The organism is Spirillospora sp. NPDC048911, assembly GCF_043198015.1.
Lineage (GTDB): Bacteria > Actinomycetota > Actinomycetes > Streptosporangiales > Streptosporangiaceae > Spirillospora.
In genome coordinates, this window is the sequence record NZ_JBICUD010000011.1 from 394,705 (window position 1) to 411,954 (window position 17,250).

Sequence of the window (17,250 nt, forward strand, 5' to 3'; positions counted from 1 at the left end):
GCCCCGTCATGCCCCGTCCACCCCGTTCATGGCGGAGAGCCGCGCTAGCGGTACTCGTCTCCCTCTCGATCCCCGCCCTCTCTATTCCGGCAGCAAGCCTGACCGCCCACGCCTCGGTTCCCCCGCCGCCCACGGGCTGGAGCCTGGTGTGGAGCGACGACTTCGACGGCCCCGCCAACTCCCTGCCCTCCTCGTCCAACTGGCAGATCGACACCGGCCACGGCTATCCCGGCGGCCCCGGCAACTGGGGCACCGGCGAGATCCAGCGCTACACCGCCGACCCCGCCAACCTGAGCCTCGACGGCGGCGGCAACCTGAGGATCACGCCGCTCCGATCCGGCTCCGGCGAATGGACCTCGGCGCGCATCGAGACCCAGCGCGCCGACTTCAAGCCGGCCGACGGACGGATCCTGCGGATCGAGAGCCGTGTCCAGATGCCGAACGTCACCGGCTCCCAGGCGCTCGGCTACTGGCCCGCGTTCTGGGCCCTCGGCTCCCCCTACCGCGGCAACTACTGGAACTGGCCGGCGATCGGCGAGTTCGACATCATGGAGAACGTCAACGGCATCAACTCCGTCTGGGGCGTCCTGCACTGCGGCGTCAACCCCGGCGGGCCGTGCAACGAGACGTCCGGGCTGGGCGCCAGCCGCGCGTGTCCCGGCTCCTCCTGCCAGTCGGCGATGCACGCCTACCGGTTCGAATGGGACCGCAGCGTCAGCCCCAACCAGCTCCGGTGGTACGTCGACGGCCAGCAGTTCCACAGCGTCAGCCAGTCCCAGTTCGACGCCGCCACCTGGAACAACATGACCGGCCACGCCGGCTACTTCCTGCTCCTCAACGTGGCCATGGGCGGCGCGTTCCCCGACGGCGTCGCGGGCCAGGCGACCCCGACCGGCGCCACCGTGCCGGGCCGTCCCATGCTCGTCGACTACGTCGCGGTGTGGCAGAGCGGCGGGTCGACGAACCCGCCGGGCGACCGGGACGCCTACGCCACCATCCAGGCGGAGTCGTTCGACGGCCAGAGCGGTCTCAGCGTGGAGACCACCTCCGACAGCGGCGGCGGGCAGAACATCGGCTGGGCCGCCAACGGCGACTGGGCGCTCTACCGCGGCGTGAACTTCGGCTCGTCAGCCGCCCGGCAGTTCGTGGCACGCGTCGCCAGCGGCGCGGGCGGCGGCGTCAGCGGCCTGGTCGAGGTGCGCCTCGACGCACGCTCGAACGCCCCGATCGGCAGCTTCGCGATCGGCGACACCGGCGGCTGGCAGACCTGGCGCACCGTACCGGCGAACATCTCCGGCGTGACCGGCGTGCACGACGTCTACCTGACGTTCAGCAGCGGCCAGCCCGCCGACTTCGTGAACGTCAACTGGTTCGACTTCGGCCACTGACCAGGGGGCTCATCCGTATCCGGCGCCGAGGTTTCCCCTCCCCGGGCACGGGTAGGCGGCGGCTGCCATCAGGCGAAGGAGAGGATCCCATGTCAGACGCCGAGACCGGCCAAGTCACCGGCACCAAGGACAAGGACTACAACCTCATCTGGTTCACCGAGGCGTGCCTCAGCAACGTCCTGCGTCTCGAGAGCTACATCCAGGACGCCCAGCGGGACGGCGACCAGGAGCTGACCAGCTTCTTCCAGCGCGCCCAGGCCGAGAGCCGCAAGGGAGCGGAGCAGGCCAAGGAGCTCCTGAAGAAGCGCCTCAACGACTGACTCAACGACTCACGACGCGGCGCCGGCGCTCCCTCGGGGAATCGCCGGCGTCAGTCCTCCCGGGCGGGCCGACGAAGAACGTGGTCGCGTCGTCCGCGAGCGGTCTCAGGGCTTCGGCTGAGTGAAGCGGATGCTGTTGCCGAAGGGGTCGCGGAGGGCGCAGTCGATCCCGTACGGGCGCTCGGCGGGCTCCTCGGTGATCTCGACGCCCCGGGCCAGCAGCTCCTCGTACGTCTTCTGGCAGTCGTCGGTGCTGAAGGTGAGATGACCGCCCGTCGCGCCCTTGGTGACGAGCTCGCGGACCTGCCGCGCCGTCTCCTCCGACATCATCGGGCCGCCCGGCTTCTCCAGGAGGATCTCCCGGTCCGGGTGACCGGGGACGCTGACGGTCAGCCAGCGCATGAAGCCCAGGTCGACGTCGGTGTTGACCTCCAGGCCGAGCTTGCCGACATAGAAGCCGACGGCCTCGTCCTGGTCGAGAACGAAGATCTGCGAGTGCGTGAGTGCCTTGAACATGCGCCTCAAGGTATCGAGCGGGCCGGACGAAGACTTGTCCGAAACTGCTCAGCCACGGGCCGTCAGGAATTGGGCCGCATCCATGCCATCGTGAAGCAGGTCGGCACGCCGAGGGTCACCGCTTCCTTGCGATAGGTCCGCGGCGACCGGCCGACGATGCCATGGAAGGTACGGCTGAAGGTCGCGGGGCTGTTGAAGCCGACAGCGAAGCAGATGTCCGTCACGCTGCGGTCGGTCTCCCGCAGCAGGAACATCGCCCGTTCAATGCGGCGACGCTGCAGATAGCGGTGCGGTGTCTCGCCGAAAGCGGCCCGGAAGGTACGCGTGAAATGCGCCTGCGACACATGGGCGATCCGGGCCAGCGCCGGAACGTCCAGCGGCTGCGCGTAGGAGCGATCCATCGCGTCCCGTGCCCGCAACATGCGGCGGTTGCTCTCTTCTGCTGCGCGGCTCACGCCGCCCATCACACCATGCTCCCTGTGATCGCGGCGATGCCCGGCTCAGGGGTAGCTCAGACCGCGCTCGCCTCTCTCCAGGTCGTCGGCATCGGCCGGAATGATGTCGACCTCGGCACCCTCCATGCGGCTCTTGCCGTACAGCTCGTACGCCTCTTCGAGCGAGGACGCGTACACGTTGTCGTAGTAGGTGCGGCCTTCCTTGGTGCGGGTCCGCTTGGAGAACGGCTTCTTGGGCTGCGACTCGTCCATCTCCCCACCATAGAGACGTGGAGCTCCGGTCAGGACGACGTCTCGTAGCGCATCTCCCGCGGGCTCACCCCGTACCGTTGCCGGAATCCGCCGCTGAGCGCGCTGACCGACGAGAACCCCGACGCATGGGCCAGTTCGGTGATGGTCATGTGCCGGTACGCGGGGTTCTGCAATCGCTCGCGTACCAGCCGGAGCCGTTCCTCCCGGATCAGCTCCCGGGGCGTGGTTCCCGCTCGCTGCAGAGCCAGCTGCACCTGCCGCACCGACCAGCCGAGGTCCCTGGCCATCGTGACGCCGCTCAGATCGGGGTCGGCCGCGTGGGCACGGACGTACCGGCGCACCAGCGCCTCCACTTCGACCAGGTGCCCGGGCGCCTCCGGACGGTCGTCCCCGACCACCAGCATGCACAGCAGCTCGACGATCCGGTCGCTCAGGGCGTCGAACTGGACGCGCCCGAGGTTGTTCCGCTCCCGGGCCGCCCCCAGCACCATGTCGGTCACCACGCGGCCCATGCCCGAGGACAGGTCGAGACCGGCGGCGAGCGGCGCCGGCAGGTTCAGCGGGCCGTCGACCTCGCGGGCGGGGATCGTCATGATGAACGCCCGCGTGGACGTCCGCTGCAGCAGCTCGAACGGCGTGCCCAGGGTGATCAGGCTTCCGCTGCCCGGCGTCAGCCGCGCCTCCCGGCCGTCCTGGCGGACCACCAGGCCACCGGTGAGCGGGAGAAGGAAACGGTAGTCCTCGTCGGGGTCCTCCCGGACCTGGCGCGCGGTCCGCGCGTATTTGATCTCTTCGGACCAGAATTCCACCAGCTGGTACGTCCCGGTGCGCTGCCGGATCGACCATGATCCCGCCGTGATCGCCCACGGGAACGCCACCCTGGCCAGCAATGCCGATACCGCCGTCGTCCAGGCCGACATCCGCAACCCCGACGCGGTCCTGGGCACCGCCAAGGCCCGCCGGCTGCTCGATCCGTCCCGCCCGACCGGGATCCTGCTCACGTCGGTGCTGCACCACCTGCACGACGACGATGATCCCCACGGGATCGCCCGCGCCTACGTCGAGCGCTTCCCCGCCGGATCCATGCTGGCCGTCAGCCACTTCCCGGTCCCGGCGGACGGCGGACCGCTCGCCCGCCAGGCGGCCGGCGTCGAACGGGCTCTCGTCGCCGGGCTCGGCTCGGGCTGGTTCCGGTCTCGCGCGGCCATCGCGGCGTTCTTCGACGGGCTCGACCTGGATGAGCAGGGTCTCGTACCGATGTCGCCATGGCGCCGGGATCACGGCCCGGTGTCCAGTGAGCTCGCGCTGGCGCCTCTGATGCTGTGCGGCCTGGCGCACAAACCCCGCTGAGTACCCACAACCCCGCTGAATACCGTCGCCCCCTTGACGGGGCGACGGTGTGCGTCTTTGGTGCTCGTCATCGCCGGCTACGCCCGCTATGGAGGATGGCCAACAAACACAAGAACCTCATTTCCGACCGGATGCTTCGAAGGAGACATGCCCCGTGCGTCCGGGTTCGACGACCGTGCGGGCAGTCCGAAACCGGCCCCCCGCAGGCGCCGGATCTCTGATAAGGCATGTTGCCCGCCCTGCATCAGGCGCGTCCGACCTGGGCGAACACCGGCCTTGATCATCGTGTTAGCGCATAACATTCCGGTCGCCATCCACACTTTGTGATCTTGCGAAAGTGCAGGTCAGTGCAGGTTTGGGGTGCTGTGGCAGGGGGTGGTGGGATGTTGGCGCTATCAGAATCTCGCGGCGAAGTGTTGACATCGGTCTGGAGTTAGCGCAAACATTCCGACATCGTCCCGAGTGTGCAGGAGATCACATGAACACCGCCCCACCTCCTCCCGCCGGCCGTTCGCGCGGCGCGGTCATGGAGGATGTGGCCGCTCTGGCGGGCGTCTCGGCGATGACGGTGTCGCGCGTGCTCAACTCACCCGAGAAGGTCCGGCCGCAGACCCGCGACAAGGTGCTCGCGGCCATGCGCGAGCTGGACTACCGTCCCAACTCCGCCGCCCGCGTCCTGGCGACCGGGCGCTCCGGCGTCCTGGGCGTGGTCAGCTTCGACACGACCCTGTACGGCCCCGCGTCCACCCTGCACGGGATCGAGCTGGCCGCGCGCACAGCGGAGTACACCACCACGATCACCAGCCTCGACATGCCGAGCCGGGGGGCGATCGAGGCGGGCGTCGACCGGCTGCGCTCGCAGTCGGTCGACGGCGTCATCATCATCGCCCCGCACCTGTCGGCGGTGGACGAGCTGCGCAGGCTCCCGCGCGACTTCCCGGTGGTGGCGGTCCGGGCCGCCGACGACCTCCAGCTGCCCGTGGCGGCCGTCGACCACCACGCGGGCGCCGCGAAGGTCACCCGCCATCTGCTGGACCTCGGGCACGAGACCGTGTGGCACCTGGCCGGGCCGTCCGACTGGGTGGACGCCGCGGCGCGCGTCGCGGGCTGGCGGGAGGCGCTGGCCGGCCGGGAGATCCCCGCGCCGCTGACCGGCGACTGGAGCGCCCGGTCCGGGTACGAGCAGGGCCGGCTGCTGGCCGCCGACCCCGCGGTGACGGCGGTGTTCGCCGCCAACGACCCGATGGCGCTGGGCCTGCTGCGCGCGCTGCGCGAGGCGGGCCGGCGGGTCCCCGAGGACGTGAGCGTGGCGGGCTTCGACGACGTGCCCGAGGCGCCCTACTTCGCACCACCACTGACCACCGTCCGCCAGCCGTTCGGCGAGGTCGGGCGGTACGCCTTCCAGATGTTGCTCGAACGCCTCGATGGCGCGGCGGGAGCTCCCCGGCGCACCGCCGAGCCCGAACTGGTGGTCCGGGAGAGCACCGCTCCCAGACCTCGGACCTGACCACCCACGAGAAACGCGCCCGTACCGGCGCGGCGGAATGTTAGCGCTAACGCAAACTAGTGCTAGTGAGTAAGGAAGAGCTCGTGCGCATCACCAAGATCGACACGCATGTCGTGGGAACGCCCTGGCGCAACCTCACGTTCGTGACCGTGCACACCGACGAGGGCCTGACCGGCGTCGGCGAGACCAGGATGCTCGGTCACACCGAGGCGCTCCGGGGCTACCTCGCCGAGGCCGAGCGGCGGCACGTCGTCGGCAGCGACCCGTTCGACATCGAGGACCTCGTCCACCGGATGAAGTACGGCGACTACGGCCGCGCCGGCGAGATCGTCATGTCCGGCATCGCGTGCGTGGAGATGGCGTGCTGGGACATCGTCGGCAAGGCCCTCGGCCAGCCGGTGTGGCGGCTCCTCGGCGGCAAGGTGCGCGACCGCGTCAAGGCGTACGCGAACGGCTGGTACACCGTCGACCGCACGCCCGAGGAGTTCCACGCCGCCGCCACGCGGGTCGTCGAGCGCGGATACCAGGCGCTCAAGCTCGACCCGTTCGGCGCGGGCCAGATGGAGCTCGACCACGCCGAGACGATGCGGTCGATCAGCCTGATCGAGGCGGTCCGCGACGCGATCGGGCCCGAGCGCGAGCTGCTGGTCGAGATGCACGGCCGGTTCTCCCCCGCCACCGCGATCCGGCTGGCCGGGCTGATCGCCCCGTACGACCCGGCCTGGCTCGAGGAGCCGGTCCCGCCGGAGAACCTGAAGGCCCTCTCCAAGGTCTCCGAGCACACCGATCTGCCGATCGCGACCGGCGAGCGCATCCACGACCGGATCGAGTTCCGCGAGATCTTCGAACTTCAGGCCGCCGACGTCATCCAGCCCGACGTCGGGCACAGCGGCGGCATCAGCGAGGTCCGCAAGCTGGCGGCCACGGCCGAGACCCACTACATCCAGGTCGCCCCGCACAACGTGGGCGGGCCGGTGCTCACCGCCGCCTCGCTCCAGCTCGGGGTCTGCGTGCCCAACTTCAAGATCCTGGAGCACTTCAACGACTTCGCCGACGCCGCGATCAAGAAGGTCGCCCCCGGGCTGCCCGAGGTCGTGGACGGCTACTTCGGGCTTCCCGAGGCGCCGGGCCTGGGCGTCGAGCTCGATCTGGACGCGGTCGCCGAGTTCCCGCAGCAGAACGCGGACTTCGACCTGTTCGCCGAGGACTGGCACCTGCGCCGGGGAACCGGCAAGTGAGCCGCTCGCTGCTGGTGCCGGAGCCGGGCCGCTTCCAGGTGCTCCCGGGCGACCCGCCGGAGCCGGGCCCGGGCGAGGCCCTCGTCCGCGTCGCCGCCGCGGGGCTGTGCGGCAGTGACCGCGAGCTCTACGACGGCACCCGCCCGGCCGACTTCGCCATGTACCCGATCGTCCCCGGCCACGAATGGTCGGGCACGGTCGCGGCGGTCGGCCCCCAGATCGACCCGGCCATGGTCGGCTCGCCGGTGGTCGGCGAGGGCTTCCGCGGCTGCCAGGTCTGCGGCCCGTGCCGCGATGGCTCGCCCAACCTGTGCCTGGCCGGCTACGACGAGACCGGGTTCACCCGGCCCGGCGCGTTCGCCGACCATCTGCTCCTGCCCGCGCGCATGCTGCACGTCCTGGCGGCGGGCGCCGACCTGCGCGCGGCCGCGCTGCTCGAACCGGCCGCCGTGATCGCCGCCGTGGTCCGGCAGGTCTCGCTGCGGCCGGGCGAGTCGGCGGCGGTGGTCGGCGCCGGCACCCTCGGGATGCTCACGCTGCAGTTCCTGTCCGCCGCGTCCCCCGCGCGGCTGGTGGCGATCGATCCGCGCGCCGAACGCGGCGAGACCGCGATCGAGGCGGGCGCGACGCAGTTCCTGCGCCCGGGCGAGGCCGCCGAAGGCACCTTCGACGTCGTGGTGGAGACCGCGGGCGCGCCCGGCACCGCACACGCGGCGGTGGCGCTCACCCGCCGCGGCGGCCGTGTCGCGGTCACCGGCATTCCCTCCGACCCCGCCGACGCTGTCGCCACGTCCTTGCTGGTCACACGCGCCCTGCGACTGCACACGGTCTTCGGCGCGGGTCCGGCGGACTGGGCCTACGCGGTCCGCGCGTTCGACTCGGGCGTGCTCCGGCCCGCCTCTTTGATCACCCATGAGCTGCCACTGGCCGACTTCGAGGCCGCGCTGCGCCTGAGCGCCTCCGCCGACGCGGGCAAGGTCCTGCTCCGACCCGACCTCGAGTGACCCATGACCTCGACTGAACCCATGACCGAACCATCGCATCGATCGAGGACGCCATGACTCCCTCGCCCATCAACGACCGGCACGCCGCCGGTACGTATGCCGGCCGCCCCGCGGCCCGCATGCCCGGCGAACACGCCCTGGAGGATCTCGGGTTCCCGCCCCGCGCCGAGACGGTCCCGTCCTCGGCGCACGCGTTCCCCGACGGCGGGACGTGGCGGACCGAGCTGCCGTCCTGCGAGGGCCCCGCCGTGCTGGAGGCCGTCCTGGCCGAGAGCGCCCGGCTCGCGGTCCCGCTGCACCGCATCAGCCAGGGCAGCGGCGTGTGGATGCTCACCGACGCCGAGATCATCCAGATGGTCGCGGCCTGCGACGAGAACGACATCGAGCTGTGCCTGTTCCTCGGCCCGCGCGGCACCTGGGAACCGGGCGCCGGCGGCCGCTCCTACCTGGCGTCCGGGCCGCGCGCCCGGGGCCGCGACCAGCTCGCCCAGTGCGTGGAGGAAGCGGAACGTGCCACCGCGCTCGGCGTGCGGTGCCTGCTCGTCGCGGACGAGGGGGTGCTCTGGACGCTTCACCGGATGCGCGCCGCCGGACGCCTGCCCGCCGACACCACGTTCAAGGTCTCGGCACTGGTGGGGCCGGTCAACCCGGCCTCCTACGCCGTGTGGGAACAGCTCGGCGGCGACTCGCTGAACGTGCCCAGCGACCTCAGCCTCGCCCAGATCGCCGAGATCCGCGCGATCAGCGGGGCCCCGATGGACTTCTACGTGGAGACGCCCGATGACCTGGGCGGATTCGTGCGGATGTACGAGGCGGCGGAGCTGATCCGCTGCGGCGCCCCCATCTATCTGAAGTTCGGCCTGCGCAACGCGGCGCCGATCTACCCGGCGGGCCGGCACCTGAACGCGCTCGCCGTCGAGAGCGGCCGCGAGCGCGTGCGGCGCGGCCGGCTCGTCCTGGACCTCCTCGCCCGGCTCGGCGCCGACGGCGGGATGTCCCCGCTCGGATCCCGGACCCCCGGTCAGCTTCGGCGGTTCCCGCTCGCCGAGGCTGCCGCGCTCACCACCTGAGAACACCACCCCAAGGAGAAGGACATGAAACTCGGGCGTCTCACGACGGCGGTCACCGCCCTCGCCCTCACCACCCTGGCCGCGACCGCGTGCGGTTCCGCCGAGAAGGACATCGACAAGAAGCCGGCGGCGGGCGACGCCAAGGGGGGCCTGGTCGGCGTCACCATGCCGACCAAGTCGTCCGAGCGCTGGATCAGCGACGGCAACAACGTCAAGTCCAGCCTGGAGAAGCTCGGCTACAAGGTCGACCTCCAGTACGCCGAGAACGACATCCCCACCCAGGTCAGCCAGATCGAGAACCAGATCACCAAGGGCGCCAAGCTGCTGATCGTCGCGTCCATCGACGGCACCACCCTGACGACCCAGCTCCAGCAGGCCGCCGACAGCAAGATCCCGGTGATCGCCTACGACCGGCTGATCCGCAACAGCCCGAACGTCGACTACTACGCCACGTTCGACAACTTCAAGGTCGGCGTGCAGCAGGCGACCTCGCTGCTCGTCGGGCTCAAGCTGAAGAACGCCGACGGCTCCGAGGGCAAGGCCAAGGGCCCGTTCAACGTCGAGCTCTTCGCGGGCTCCCCGGACGACAACAACGCCACGTTCTTCTACAACGGCGCGATGTCGGTGCTCAAGCCCTACATCGACAAGGGCACCCTCGTCGTCAAGAGCGGCCAGAAGGACTTCAAGACCATCGCCATCCTGCGCTGGGACCCGGCCACCGCCCAGAAGCGCATGGAGGACCTGCTCACCAAGACCTACCGCGGCGGCGCGAAGGTCGACGGCGTGCTGTCGCCCTACGACGGCCTGTCCATCGGCATCCTGTCGGCGCTCAAGAGCAACGGCTACGGCACCGGCTCGCAGAAGTACCCGATCGTGACCGGGCAGGACGCGGAGCTGGCCTCGGTCAAGTCGATCCTCGCCGGTGAGCAGTACTCCACGATCTTCAAGGACACCCGCCAGCTCGCCTCCGAGACGGTGAAGATGGCCGACACCGTGCTGAAGGGCGGCAAGCCCACGGTCAACAACACCAAGGACTACGAGAACGGCAAGAAGGTCGTCCCGTCGCAGCTGCTCCAGCCGGTGATCGTTGAGAAGTCCAACGTCAAGTCGGCCCTGCTCGACACCGGCTACTACACCCAAGCGCAGCTCGGCTGATCATCATGGCTCATGACATTCGCAACGATGGCGCTCGGGACGACGACCTCCCCGAGGACGACGTCCCGGCCGCCGGCATCCTGACGATGACGGGGATCACCAAGACGTTCCCCGGCGTCAAGGCACTCGAAGACGTCACGCTGTCGGTGCGGCGCGGCGAGATCCACGCGATCTGCGGGGAGAACGGCGCGGGCAAGTCCACCCTGATGAAGGTGCTGTCGGGGGTGTACCCGCACGGCTCGTACGACGGAGAGATCAGCTTCGACGGCGAGCCGTGCCGGTTCCACGGGATTCGCGACAGCGAGGCCCGCGGGATCGTGATCATCCACCAGGAGCTCGCGCTGTGCCCGCAGCTGTCGATCGCCGAGAACATCTTCCTCGGCAACGAGCAGGCCCGGCGCGGCGTGGTCGACTGGAACCGCACCAACCACGAGGCGGCCCGGCTCCTGGAGCGGGTCGGGCTGCCGGCGAACCCGGTGACCCCGATCGCCGACCTCGGCGTGGGCAAGCAGCAGCTCGTCGAGATCGCGAAGGCGCTGTCCAAGCGGGTGCGGCTGCTGATCCTCGACGAGCCGACCGCGGCGCTCAACGACGAGGACTCCGCGCACCTGCTGGACCTGCTGCGCGGGCTGCGGGACGAGGGCATCACCTCGGTGATCATCTCGCACAAGCTGAACGAGGTCCTGGCGGTCGCGGACACGATCAGCATCCTGCGCGACGGCCGGATGATCGAGACCCTCGATCCGTCGACCGGCGGGGTCAGCGAGGAGCGGATCATCTCCGGGATGGTCGGCCGCGACCTGGAGCACCGCTATCCGCCCCGGGAGCCGGAGATCGGCGAGGAGGTGCTGCGGATCGAGGACTGGACGGTCCACAGCCCGTCCCAGCCCGACCGTCCGGTGGTGTCCGGGGCGAGCCTGCGGCTGCGCCGCGGTGAGATCGTCGGGCTGGCCGGGCTCATGGGCGCCGGCCGGACCGAACTGGCGATGAGCGTGTTCGGCCGTTCCTACGGCACCGGGATCTCCGGTCGCCTCTACAAGGACGGCAAGCCGATCGAGGCCCGTTCGGTCGGCGCGGCGATCCGGCACGGCCTCGCCTACGCGACCGAGGACCGCAAACGCTACGGCCTCAACCTGATCCAGACCATCAAGACCAACGTCTCGGGCGCGGGCCTGGGCAAGCTGGCCAAGTTCGGCTGGCTGCACGACCACCAGGAGTACCAGGTGGCCGAGGAGTACCGCACGAGCATGAACATCAAGGCGCCGGACGTCCTCGCGGTGACCGGCAAGCTCAGCGGCGGCAACCAGCAGAAGGTCGTGCTGGCCAAGTGGATCTTCACCGATCCCGACGTGCTGATCCTGGACGAGCCGACCCGCGGCATCGACGTGGGCGCCAAGTACGAAATCTATTCGATCATCAATCGGCTGGCCGCCGAGGGGAAGGCGATCCTGCTGATCTCCTCGGAGCTGCCGGAGCTGCTGGGCATGTGCGACCGCGTCTACACCATGGCGGCCGGCCGGATCACCGGTGAGGTCGACCGCGCGGACGCCACCCAGGAACGACTCATGCACCACATGACCATGGATCTCAACGCAACCGCCAATGGCAACACCGCCAATGGCAATACCGCCACCACCGTCTCCAAGGAGCAGGCCGGATGAGTGACACCGCCACCTCCGCAACCGCCACGGCGAAATCCGCCGCGGCCGGGCCGGGCCGGCCCGCACCACCGTCGCGGCTGTCGTTCAACCTCCGGCAGAGCGGCATCTACGTCGCGTTCGCACTGATCGTCGTGCTGTTCTCCGTGCTGACCGGAGGGGACCTCCTCCAGCCGCAGAACATCTCCAACATCATCGTGCAGAACTCCTACATCCTGATCCTGGCGATCGGGATGATCCTGATCATCATCTCCGGGCACATCGACCTGTCGGTCGGCTCGGTCGTCGGCGTCACGGGCGCGATCGCGGCCTCGCTCATGGTCGAGCACGACGTGCCCTGGGCGCTGGCGCTGGTGATCACCCTGGTGGCCGGGGCGGCGATCGGCGCGTGGCAGGGCTACTGGACGGCCTTCTTCGGCATCCCGTCGTTCATCGTCACGCTGGCGGGCATGCTGCTGTTCCGCGCGCTGACCCTGACGGTGCTCGGCAACCAGGGCATCGGCCCGTTCCCCGACCCGGTCCGCACGTTGTCGAACGGGTTCACCGGCGGCTACCTCGGCAACGTCGCGCTGGGGCCGCTCGGCGGCGCCGACCTGTTCAGCCTGCTCGCGGCGGCCGCGGTGATCGCCGCGCTCGTGGTCACCCAGTGGCGCACCCGGGCGGCGCGCCAGGGCTACGGGCAGACGGTCGACCCGCTGCCGGTGTTCGTCGCCAAGATCGTCGCGGCGGGCGCGCTCATCATGGCGGTCACCGTGCAGCTCGCCCGGTTCCACAACCTGCCCTGGGTGCTGGTCCTGCTGGCCACGCTCGTGCTGGGGTACTCGCTGCTGACGAGCCGGACGGTCTTCGGCCGCCACATCTACGCGGTGGGCGGCAACCTCCAGTCGGCCGTGCTGTCGGGCGTCAAGGCCAAGTCGGTCGTCTTCTGGCTGTTCGTCAACATGGGCGTGCTGGGCGCGCTCGCCGGCGTCATCTTCGCCGGCCGCCTCAACCAGGCGGGCCCGACCGCGGGCAACGCGTTCGAGCTCGACGCCATCGCCGCCGCGTTCATCGGCGGCGCGGCCGTGCAGGGCGGCGTGGGCAAGGTGGTCGGGGCGATCACCGGCGGCCTGATCATGGCCGTGATCAACAACGGCATGTCGCTGATCGGCGCGCCGAGCGAGCGCGTGATGCTCGTCAAGGGCCTGGTCCTGCTGGCCGCCGTCGCCTTCGACATCTGGACCAAGCGCCGCTCCGGGGCCCCGCTGCTCCGCTAGCCCGACGCCTCTCAGCCCAACCGAATCTCAAGGACATCATGACCGACCACACCGTGGCGGAGGTCGATGCCGCCTGCGTGGCAGCCGGCCGCGCCGCCGCAGAATTCGGCGACCTCTCCGCCGTGCCCCTCGCGGCACGGGCCGCGTTCCTGCGCGGCATCGCCGACCGGCTCGACGAGGCCGCCGGCGAGCTGATCCCGCTGGCCGCCGAGGAGACCGGGCTCGCGCCCGACCGCCTCACCGGCGAGATGGCCCGCACGACCGGGCAGCTCCGGCTGTTCGCCGGCGTCGTCGAGGACGGCGGCTTCCTCGACATCGTGATCGAGGACGGCGACCCGGCCCTGTACCGGCTCAACCGGCCCATCGGACCGGTCGCCGTCTACGCGGCGAGCAACTTCCCGTTCGCCTTCTCCGTCGCGGGCGGCGACACCGCCAGCGCGCTCGCCGCGGGCTGCCCGGTGGTCGTCAAGGCGCATCCGGGCCACCCGCGAACGTCCCGCCGTACAGCGGAGCTGGTGCGGGAGGCGCTGGCGAAGGCGCCCGAGGGCACGTTCGCGATGGTCGAGGGGTTCGAGGCCGGCCGCGCGCTGGTCGAGCACCCCGCGATCAAGGCGGCGGCCTTCACCGGCTCCACCCGGGGCGGGCGGGCCCTGTTCGACCTGGCCTCCGGGCGCCCGGACCCGATCCCGTTCTACGGCGAGCTCGGCAGCGTCAACCCGGTCTTCGTCACGCCCTCGGCCGCGCGCGAGCGCGCCGAGGAGATCGCCCGCGGCTTCGCGGCGTCGTTCACCAGCAGCAGCGGCCAGCTGTGCACCAAGCCGGGCCTGCTGTTCCTCCCCGCGGGGCACGGTCTCGGCGAGATGCTGGACGGCCTGACCGGCGAGGTGACGCCGCATCCCCTCCTGACGAGCGGCATCCAGGACGCCTTCGCCGAGGGCGTGGCCGAGCTGGCCGCGCGCCCCGGGGTGTCGCTGCTGGCGGGCAGGCGGCCGGACGGCGGCGACGACCCGGCTCCGGCCGTGTTCTCCGTCCCGGCACGCGACCTGACGCCGGAGCTCTGGGAGGAGCACTTCGGCCCGGCCACGCTCATCGTGGAGTACGACACCGACGAGGAACTGCTCGACGCGGCCGAGGCCATGCCCGGCTCGCTGACCGCCACCGTCCACGCCGAGCCGGCAGACGACCGGCTCGCCGGCGCCCTCCTGGACAAGGTCCGCGACCGCGCGGGCCGTGTCGTCTTCAACGGCTGGCCGACCGGCGTCGCGGTCACCGCCGCCATGCACCACGGCGGCCCCTGGCCCGCGACCACCGCGCCCTCGCACACCTCGGTCGGCACGACCGCGATCCGCCGCTTCCTGGTCCCCGTCGTCTACCAGAACGTTCCTGCACGGCTGTTGCCCGCACCCCTGAAAGGACGTTAATGAAGATCACCCCCCGACCCGTGGCCACCTCGGCCGCCGTGCTCACCGCGGCGGCCCTCATCCCCGCCGGTGCCGTCGCCGCCGCGGCCGCCCCGGCCGCCGCCCCGAAGATCTCCAAGGAGGCGTTCGGCGCGCTTCCGTCCGGTACCAAGATCGAGCGCTACACGCTGTCGAACGGGCGGGGGATGCGGGTGCGCATCCTCACCTACGGCGGCATCGTGCAGTCGCTGGACGTCCCCGACCGGCGCGGGCGCAGCGGCAACGTCGCGCTGGGCTTCAAGTCGCTGGCCGGCTACCTCAGCGATGCCTACGCCACCGAGAACCCGTATTTCGGCGCGATCATCGGGCGGTACGGCAACCGCATCGGCAAGGCGAGCTTCACCCTGGACGGCAAGACCTACAACGTGCCCGCCAACGACGGCGTCAACAGCCTGCACGGCGGTAAGAACGGCTTCGACAAGCGGGTCTGGAAGGCCCAGCCGGTCAAGAAGGGCCGCGACGTCTCGCTGCGCCTCACGCGCGTCAGCGCCGACGGCGAAGAGGGCTACCCCGGCAACCTCACCACCGCCGTCACCTACACCCTCACCCCGCGCAACGAGCTGCGGATCTCCTACAAGGCGACCACCGACAAGCCCACCGTGGTCAACCTGACCAACCACACCTACTTCAACCTGGCCGGGGAGGGTTCCGGCGGCGTCTACGACCACTCGATGCGGATCAACGCCAAGCGCTACACCCCCGTCGACACCGGCCTGATCCCGACCGGGCAGCTCGCCCCCGTCAAGGGCACGCCGCTCGACTTCACCAAGCCGCACAAGATCGGCGAGCGGATCCGCTCGAACCACCCGCAGCTGGTGCGCGGGCGCGGCTATGACCACAACTGGGTCCTGAACGGGCAGAACGCCGCCCGCGTCACCGAGCCGCGCACCGGCCGGATCATGGACGTGCGGACCACCGAGCCGGGCCTGCAGTTCTACTCCGGCAACTTCCTCACCGGCCGGCTGGTCGGGACGAGCGGCCGCGCCTACCGTCAGGGTGACGGTTTCTGCCTGGAGACCCAGCACTTCCCCGACTCGCCCAACAAGCCCGGCTTCCCGTCGACGACGCTGCGGCCCGGCCAGACTTACGACACCACCACGACCTACGCCTTCTCCGCCCGCTGACCCGTCCAGGGCGGGCGGCCCCGCCGCCCGCCCTTCTCGGAGACACCTCATGACATGGGACATCGCCCTCGCCGCCCGGGCCCAGCTCGGTGAAGGCCCCACCTGGGACGCCGCGACCCGGCGGCTGCTCTGGGTGGACGTGCTCGGCGCCGAGATCCACACCTACGATCCGGCCACGGGCTCCGATGACGTCTTCAGCGCCGGCCAGCATGTCGGCGCGGCCAAGCCACGGGCCGGCGGGGGCCTCGTGGCCAACCTGCGGGACGGCGTCGGGCTCCATGACCCGGACGGCGCGTTCCGCTGGCTCTTTCACCAGCCCGAGGAGGGCTGCCGGGCCAACGACGCGGCCGTCGCCCCCGACGGCGCGCTGTGGGCGGGCACCATGCGCTACGACGAGGCGCCCGGCGGCGGCAAGCTCCGCCGCATCGCCCCGGACGGCGCCGTCACGATGGTTCGTTCCGATGTCACGGTCAGCAACGGCATCGGCTGGAGCCCCGACCACCGCCTGATGTACTACGTCGACACCCCCACCCGCCGGATCGACGTCCTCGGCACCGATGGGGTGTTCCACCCGTTCGCCGAGGTCCCGGGCCTGCCCGACGGCCTGACCGTGGACGCCGACGGCTGCGTGTGGGTCGCCGTGTGGAGCGGCGGCCGGGTCCTGCGCTACACCCCCGAGGGGAACCTCGACCGCACCGTCGAGCTCCCCGCCCGCCAGACCACCGCGTGCGCCTTCGGCGGGCCTGACCTGCGCGACCTGTACGTCACCACGGCGACCACCGGCGCCCCGGAGGACGACACCCACGCGGGTTCGCTGTTCGTCATCCCCAACGCGGGCCAGGGTCTGCCCTCCTTCGCGTTCCCCGGCTGATCAACCCAGCAGAAGGATCTGGGGGCTCGCCTGCTTGATGAGGGCGTTGGCCCAGCGCATCTGCCGCAGGGCGACGTTGGTGCCCGGCAGGGGCGCCAGGTGCACGGTCGCGGCCGGGGTGGGCCGGGGGTCGACGCAGATCAGCGCGGGTGGTTCCGGCCCCGCGAGACGGTCGAGCATCCGCGCCCACAAGACGGTCTGCGTCTCGGCCACGTTGTGGCCGAACAGCGCGATCACGTCGGCGTGGTCGACGTCGGCGAACGAGCCGGGCTGGCCGTCGCAGCCGAACGACTCCTTCAGCGCGGCCGCCGCCGTCGCGGTGCAGAGCCGCGTGTTGCCGTCCAGGTGGTTGGTGCCGATGCCGCCATGGGCGATCAGCGAAAGCGTGCAGTACTCCTCGGCGAACAGCTGGCCGGAGGTGTAGAAGCCGATCGAGCCGGGCCCCTTCTCGCCCAGCAGGTCCTGGGAACTCCGGACGACCTGGTCCATCGCGGTGTCCCAGTCCGTCTCGACCAGTTCGCCGCCGGATCGGATCACGGGTCAGCGATCCGGTCAATTCCGCCCAGTTCTCCCCATCTCAGCGCTTCCCTGGGAAACATCGCCTCGCGATGTATCTGACCTGGAAG

General features: G+C 70.6%; 18 protein-coding genes. 13 read left to right on the top strand and 5 right to left on the bottom strand.

Annotation, left to right across the window (positions count from 1 at the left end):
- Window positions 1-8: 8 nt before the first annotated feature.
- Window positions 9-1,388 carry a glycoside hydrolase family 16 protein gene (locus ACGFNU_RS41015; RefSeq protein ID WP_392602014.1) on the top strand — a complete coding sequence of 460 codons (1,380 nt, stop codon included), beginning with the start codon at window positions 9-11 and terminating at the stop codon, window positions 1,386-1,388.
- A gap of 89 nt (window positions 1,389-1,477) precedes the next feature.
- A complete protein-coding gene (locus ACGFNU_RS41020) occupies window positions 1,478-1,708 on the top strand; it encodes a hypothetical protein (protein WP_392602015.1) in 231 nt (76 codons plus the stop codon).
- 105 nt (window positions 1,709-1,813) lie between these two features.
- On the opposite strand, the gene ACGFNU_RS41025 is transcribed toward ACGFNU_RS41020, so the two are convergent.
- The 4 genes from ACGFNU_RS41025 to ACGFNU_RS41040 form a co-directional block, all read right to left on the bottom strand.
- On the bottom strand, window positions 1,814-2,224 hold the full coding sequence (locus ACGFNU_RS41025; RefSeq protein ID WP_392602016.1) for a VOC family protein: 411 nt from the start codon (window positions 2,222-2,224) through the stop codon (window positions 1,814-1,816).
- 62 nt (window positions 2,225-2,286) lie between these two features.
- A complete protein-coding gene (locus ACGFNU_RS41030) occupies window positions 2,287-2,688 on the bottom strand; it encodes a helix-turn-helix domain-containing protein (RefSeq protein WP_392602017.1) in 402 nt (133 codons plus the stop codon).
- A 36-nt stretch (window positions 2,689-2,724) separates the two neighbouring features.
- Window positions 2,725-2,931, bottom strand: coding sequence for a hypothetical protein (locus ACGFNU_RS41035; protein WP_392602018.1), 207 nt, complete (start codon window positions 2,929-2,931; stop codon window positions 2,725-2,727).
- A 29-nt stretch (window positions 2,932-2,960) separates the two neighbouring features.
- The gene (locus ACGFNU_RS41040) at window positions 2,961-3,809 is read right to left on the bottom strand and encodes an AraC family transcriptional regulator (protein WP_392602019.1); all 849 of its coding nucleotides are present in this window, start codon (window positions 3,807-3,809) and stop codon (window positions 2,961-2,963) included.
- Between ACGFNU_RS41040 and ACGFNU_RS41045 the strand changes: the two genes are divergently transcribed.
- The 11 genes from ACGFNU_RS41045 to ACGFNU_RS41095 all read left to right on the top strand — a co-directional run bounded on the left by ACGFNU_RS41045 (window position 3,787) and on the right by ACGFNU_RS41095 (window position 16,624).
- Window positions 3,787-4,281 carry an SAM-dependent methyltransferase gene (locus tag ACGFNU_RS41045; RefSeq protein ID WP_392602020.1) on the top strand — a complete coding sequence of 165 codons (495 nt, stop codon included), beginning with the start codon at window positions 3,787-3,789 and terminating at the stop codon, window positions 4,279-4,281. The genes ACGFNU_RS41040 and ACGFNU_RS41045 overlap by 23 nt on opposite strands.
- 478 nt (window positions 4,282-4,759) lie before the next feature.
- Window positions 4,760-5,788 carry a LacI family DNA-binding transcriptional regulator gene (locus tag ACGFNU_RS41050; protein ID WP_392602021.1) on the top strand — a complete coding sequence of 343 codons (1,029 nt, stop codon included), beginning with the start codon at window positions 4,760-4,762 and terminating at the stop codon, window positions 5,786-5,788.
- Window positions 5,789-5,853: 65 nt separating this feature from the next.
- The gene (locus ACGFNU_RS41055) at window positions 5,854-7,026 is read left to right on the top strand and encodes a mandelate racemase/muconate lactonizing enzyme family protein (protein ID WP_392602022.1); all 1,173 of its coding nucleotides are present in this window, start codon (window positions 5,854-5,856) and stop codon (window positions 7,024-7,026) included.
- Window positions 7,023-8,030 carry a zinc-binding dehydrogenase gene (locus ACGFNU_RS41060; RefSeq protein ID WP_392602023.1) on the top strand — a complete coding sequence of 336 codons (1,008 nt, stop codon included), beginning with the start codon at window positions 7,023-7,025 and terminating at the stop codon, window positions 8,028-8,030. The genes ACGFNU_RS41055 and ACGFNU_RS41060 overlap by 4 nt, the downstream gene beginning before the upstream one ends.
- Before the next feature lie 53 nt (window positions 8,031-8,083).
- Window positions 8,084-9,100, top strand: coding sequence for a hypothetical protein (locus ACGFNU_RS41065; RefSeq protein ID WP_392602024.1), 1,017 nt, complete (start codon window positions 8,084-8,086; stop codon window positions 9,098-9,100).
- A gap of 24 nt (window positions 9,101-9,124) precedes the next feature.
- Window positions 9,125-10,255 (top strand): multiple monosaccharide ABC transporter substrate-binding protein, encoded by a 1,131-nt coding sequence (gene chvE, locus ACGFNU_RS41070; protein ID WP_392602025.1) that lies wholly within the window; start codon window positions 9,125-9,127, stop codon window positions 10,253-10,255.
- Window positions 10,256-10,341: 86 nt separating this feature from the next.
- A complete protein-coding gene (mmsA, locus tag ACGFNU_RS41075; protein ID WP_392602076.1) occupies window positions 10,342-11,916 on the top strand; it encodes a multiple monosaccharide ABC transporter ATP-binding protein in 1,575 nt (524 codons plus the stop codon).
- Entirely contained in the window at window positions 11,913-13,169 is a 1,257-nt protein-coding gene (mmsB, locus tag ACGFNU_RS41080; RefSeq protein ID WP_392602026.1) for a multiple monosaccharide ABC transporter permease, read from the top strand. The genes mmsA and mmsB overlap by 4 nt, the downstream gene beginning before the upstream one ends.
- A gap of 38 nt (window positions 13,170-13,207) precedes the next feature.
- Entirely contained in the window at window positions 13,208-14,590 is a 1,383-nt protein-coding gene (locus ACGFNU_RS41085) for an aldehyde dehydrogenase (NADP(+)) (RefSeq protein ID WP_392602027.1), read from the top strand.
- Complete coding sequence (locus ACGFNU_RS41090) at window positions 14,590-15,753, top strand: aldose epimerase family protein (protein ID WP_392602028.1); 1,164 nt, start codon at window positions 14,590-14,592, stop codon at window positions 15,751-15,753. The genes ACGFNU_RS41085 and ACGFNU_RS41090 overlap by 1 nt, the downstream gene beginning before the upstream one ends.
- A 49-nt stretch (window positions 15,754-15,802) precedes the next feature.
- Entirely contained in the window at window positions 15,803-16,624 is an 822-nt protein-coding gene (locus ACGFNU_RS41095) for an SMP-30/gluconolactonase/LRE family protein (protein ID WP_392602029.1), read from the top strand.
- Here ACGFNU_RS41095 and ACGFNU_RS41100 read toward each other — a convergent pair whose 3' ends face one another.
- The gene (locus ACGFNU_RS41100) at window positions 16,625-17,161 is read right to left on the bottom strand and encodes a molybdopterin-dependent oxidoreductase (protein WP_392602030.1); all 537 of its coding nucleotides are present in this window, start codon (window positions 17,159-17,161) and stop codon (window positions 16,625-16,627) included.
- Window positions 17,162-17,250 lie beyond the last annotated feature (89 nt).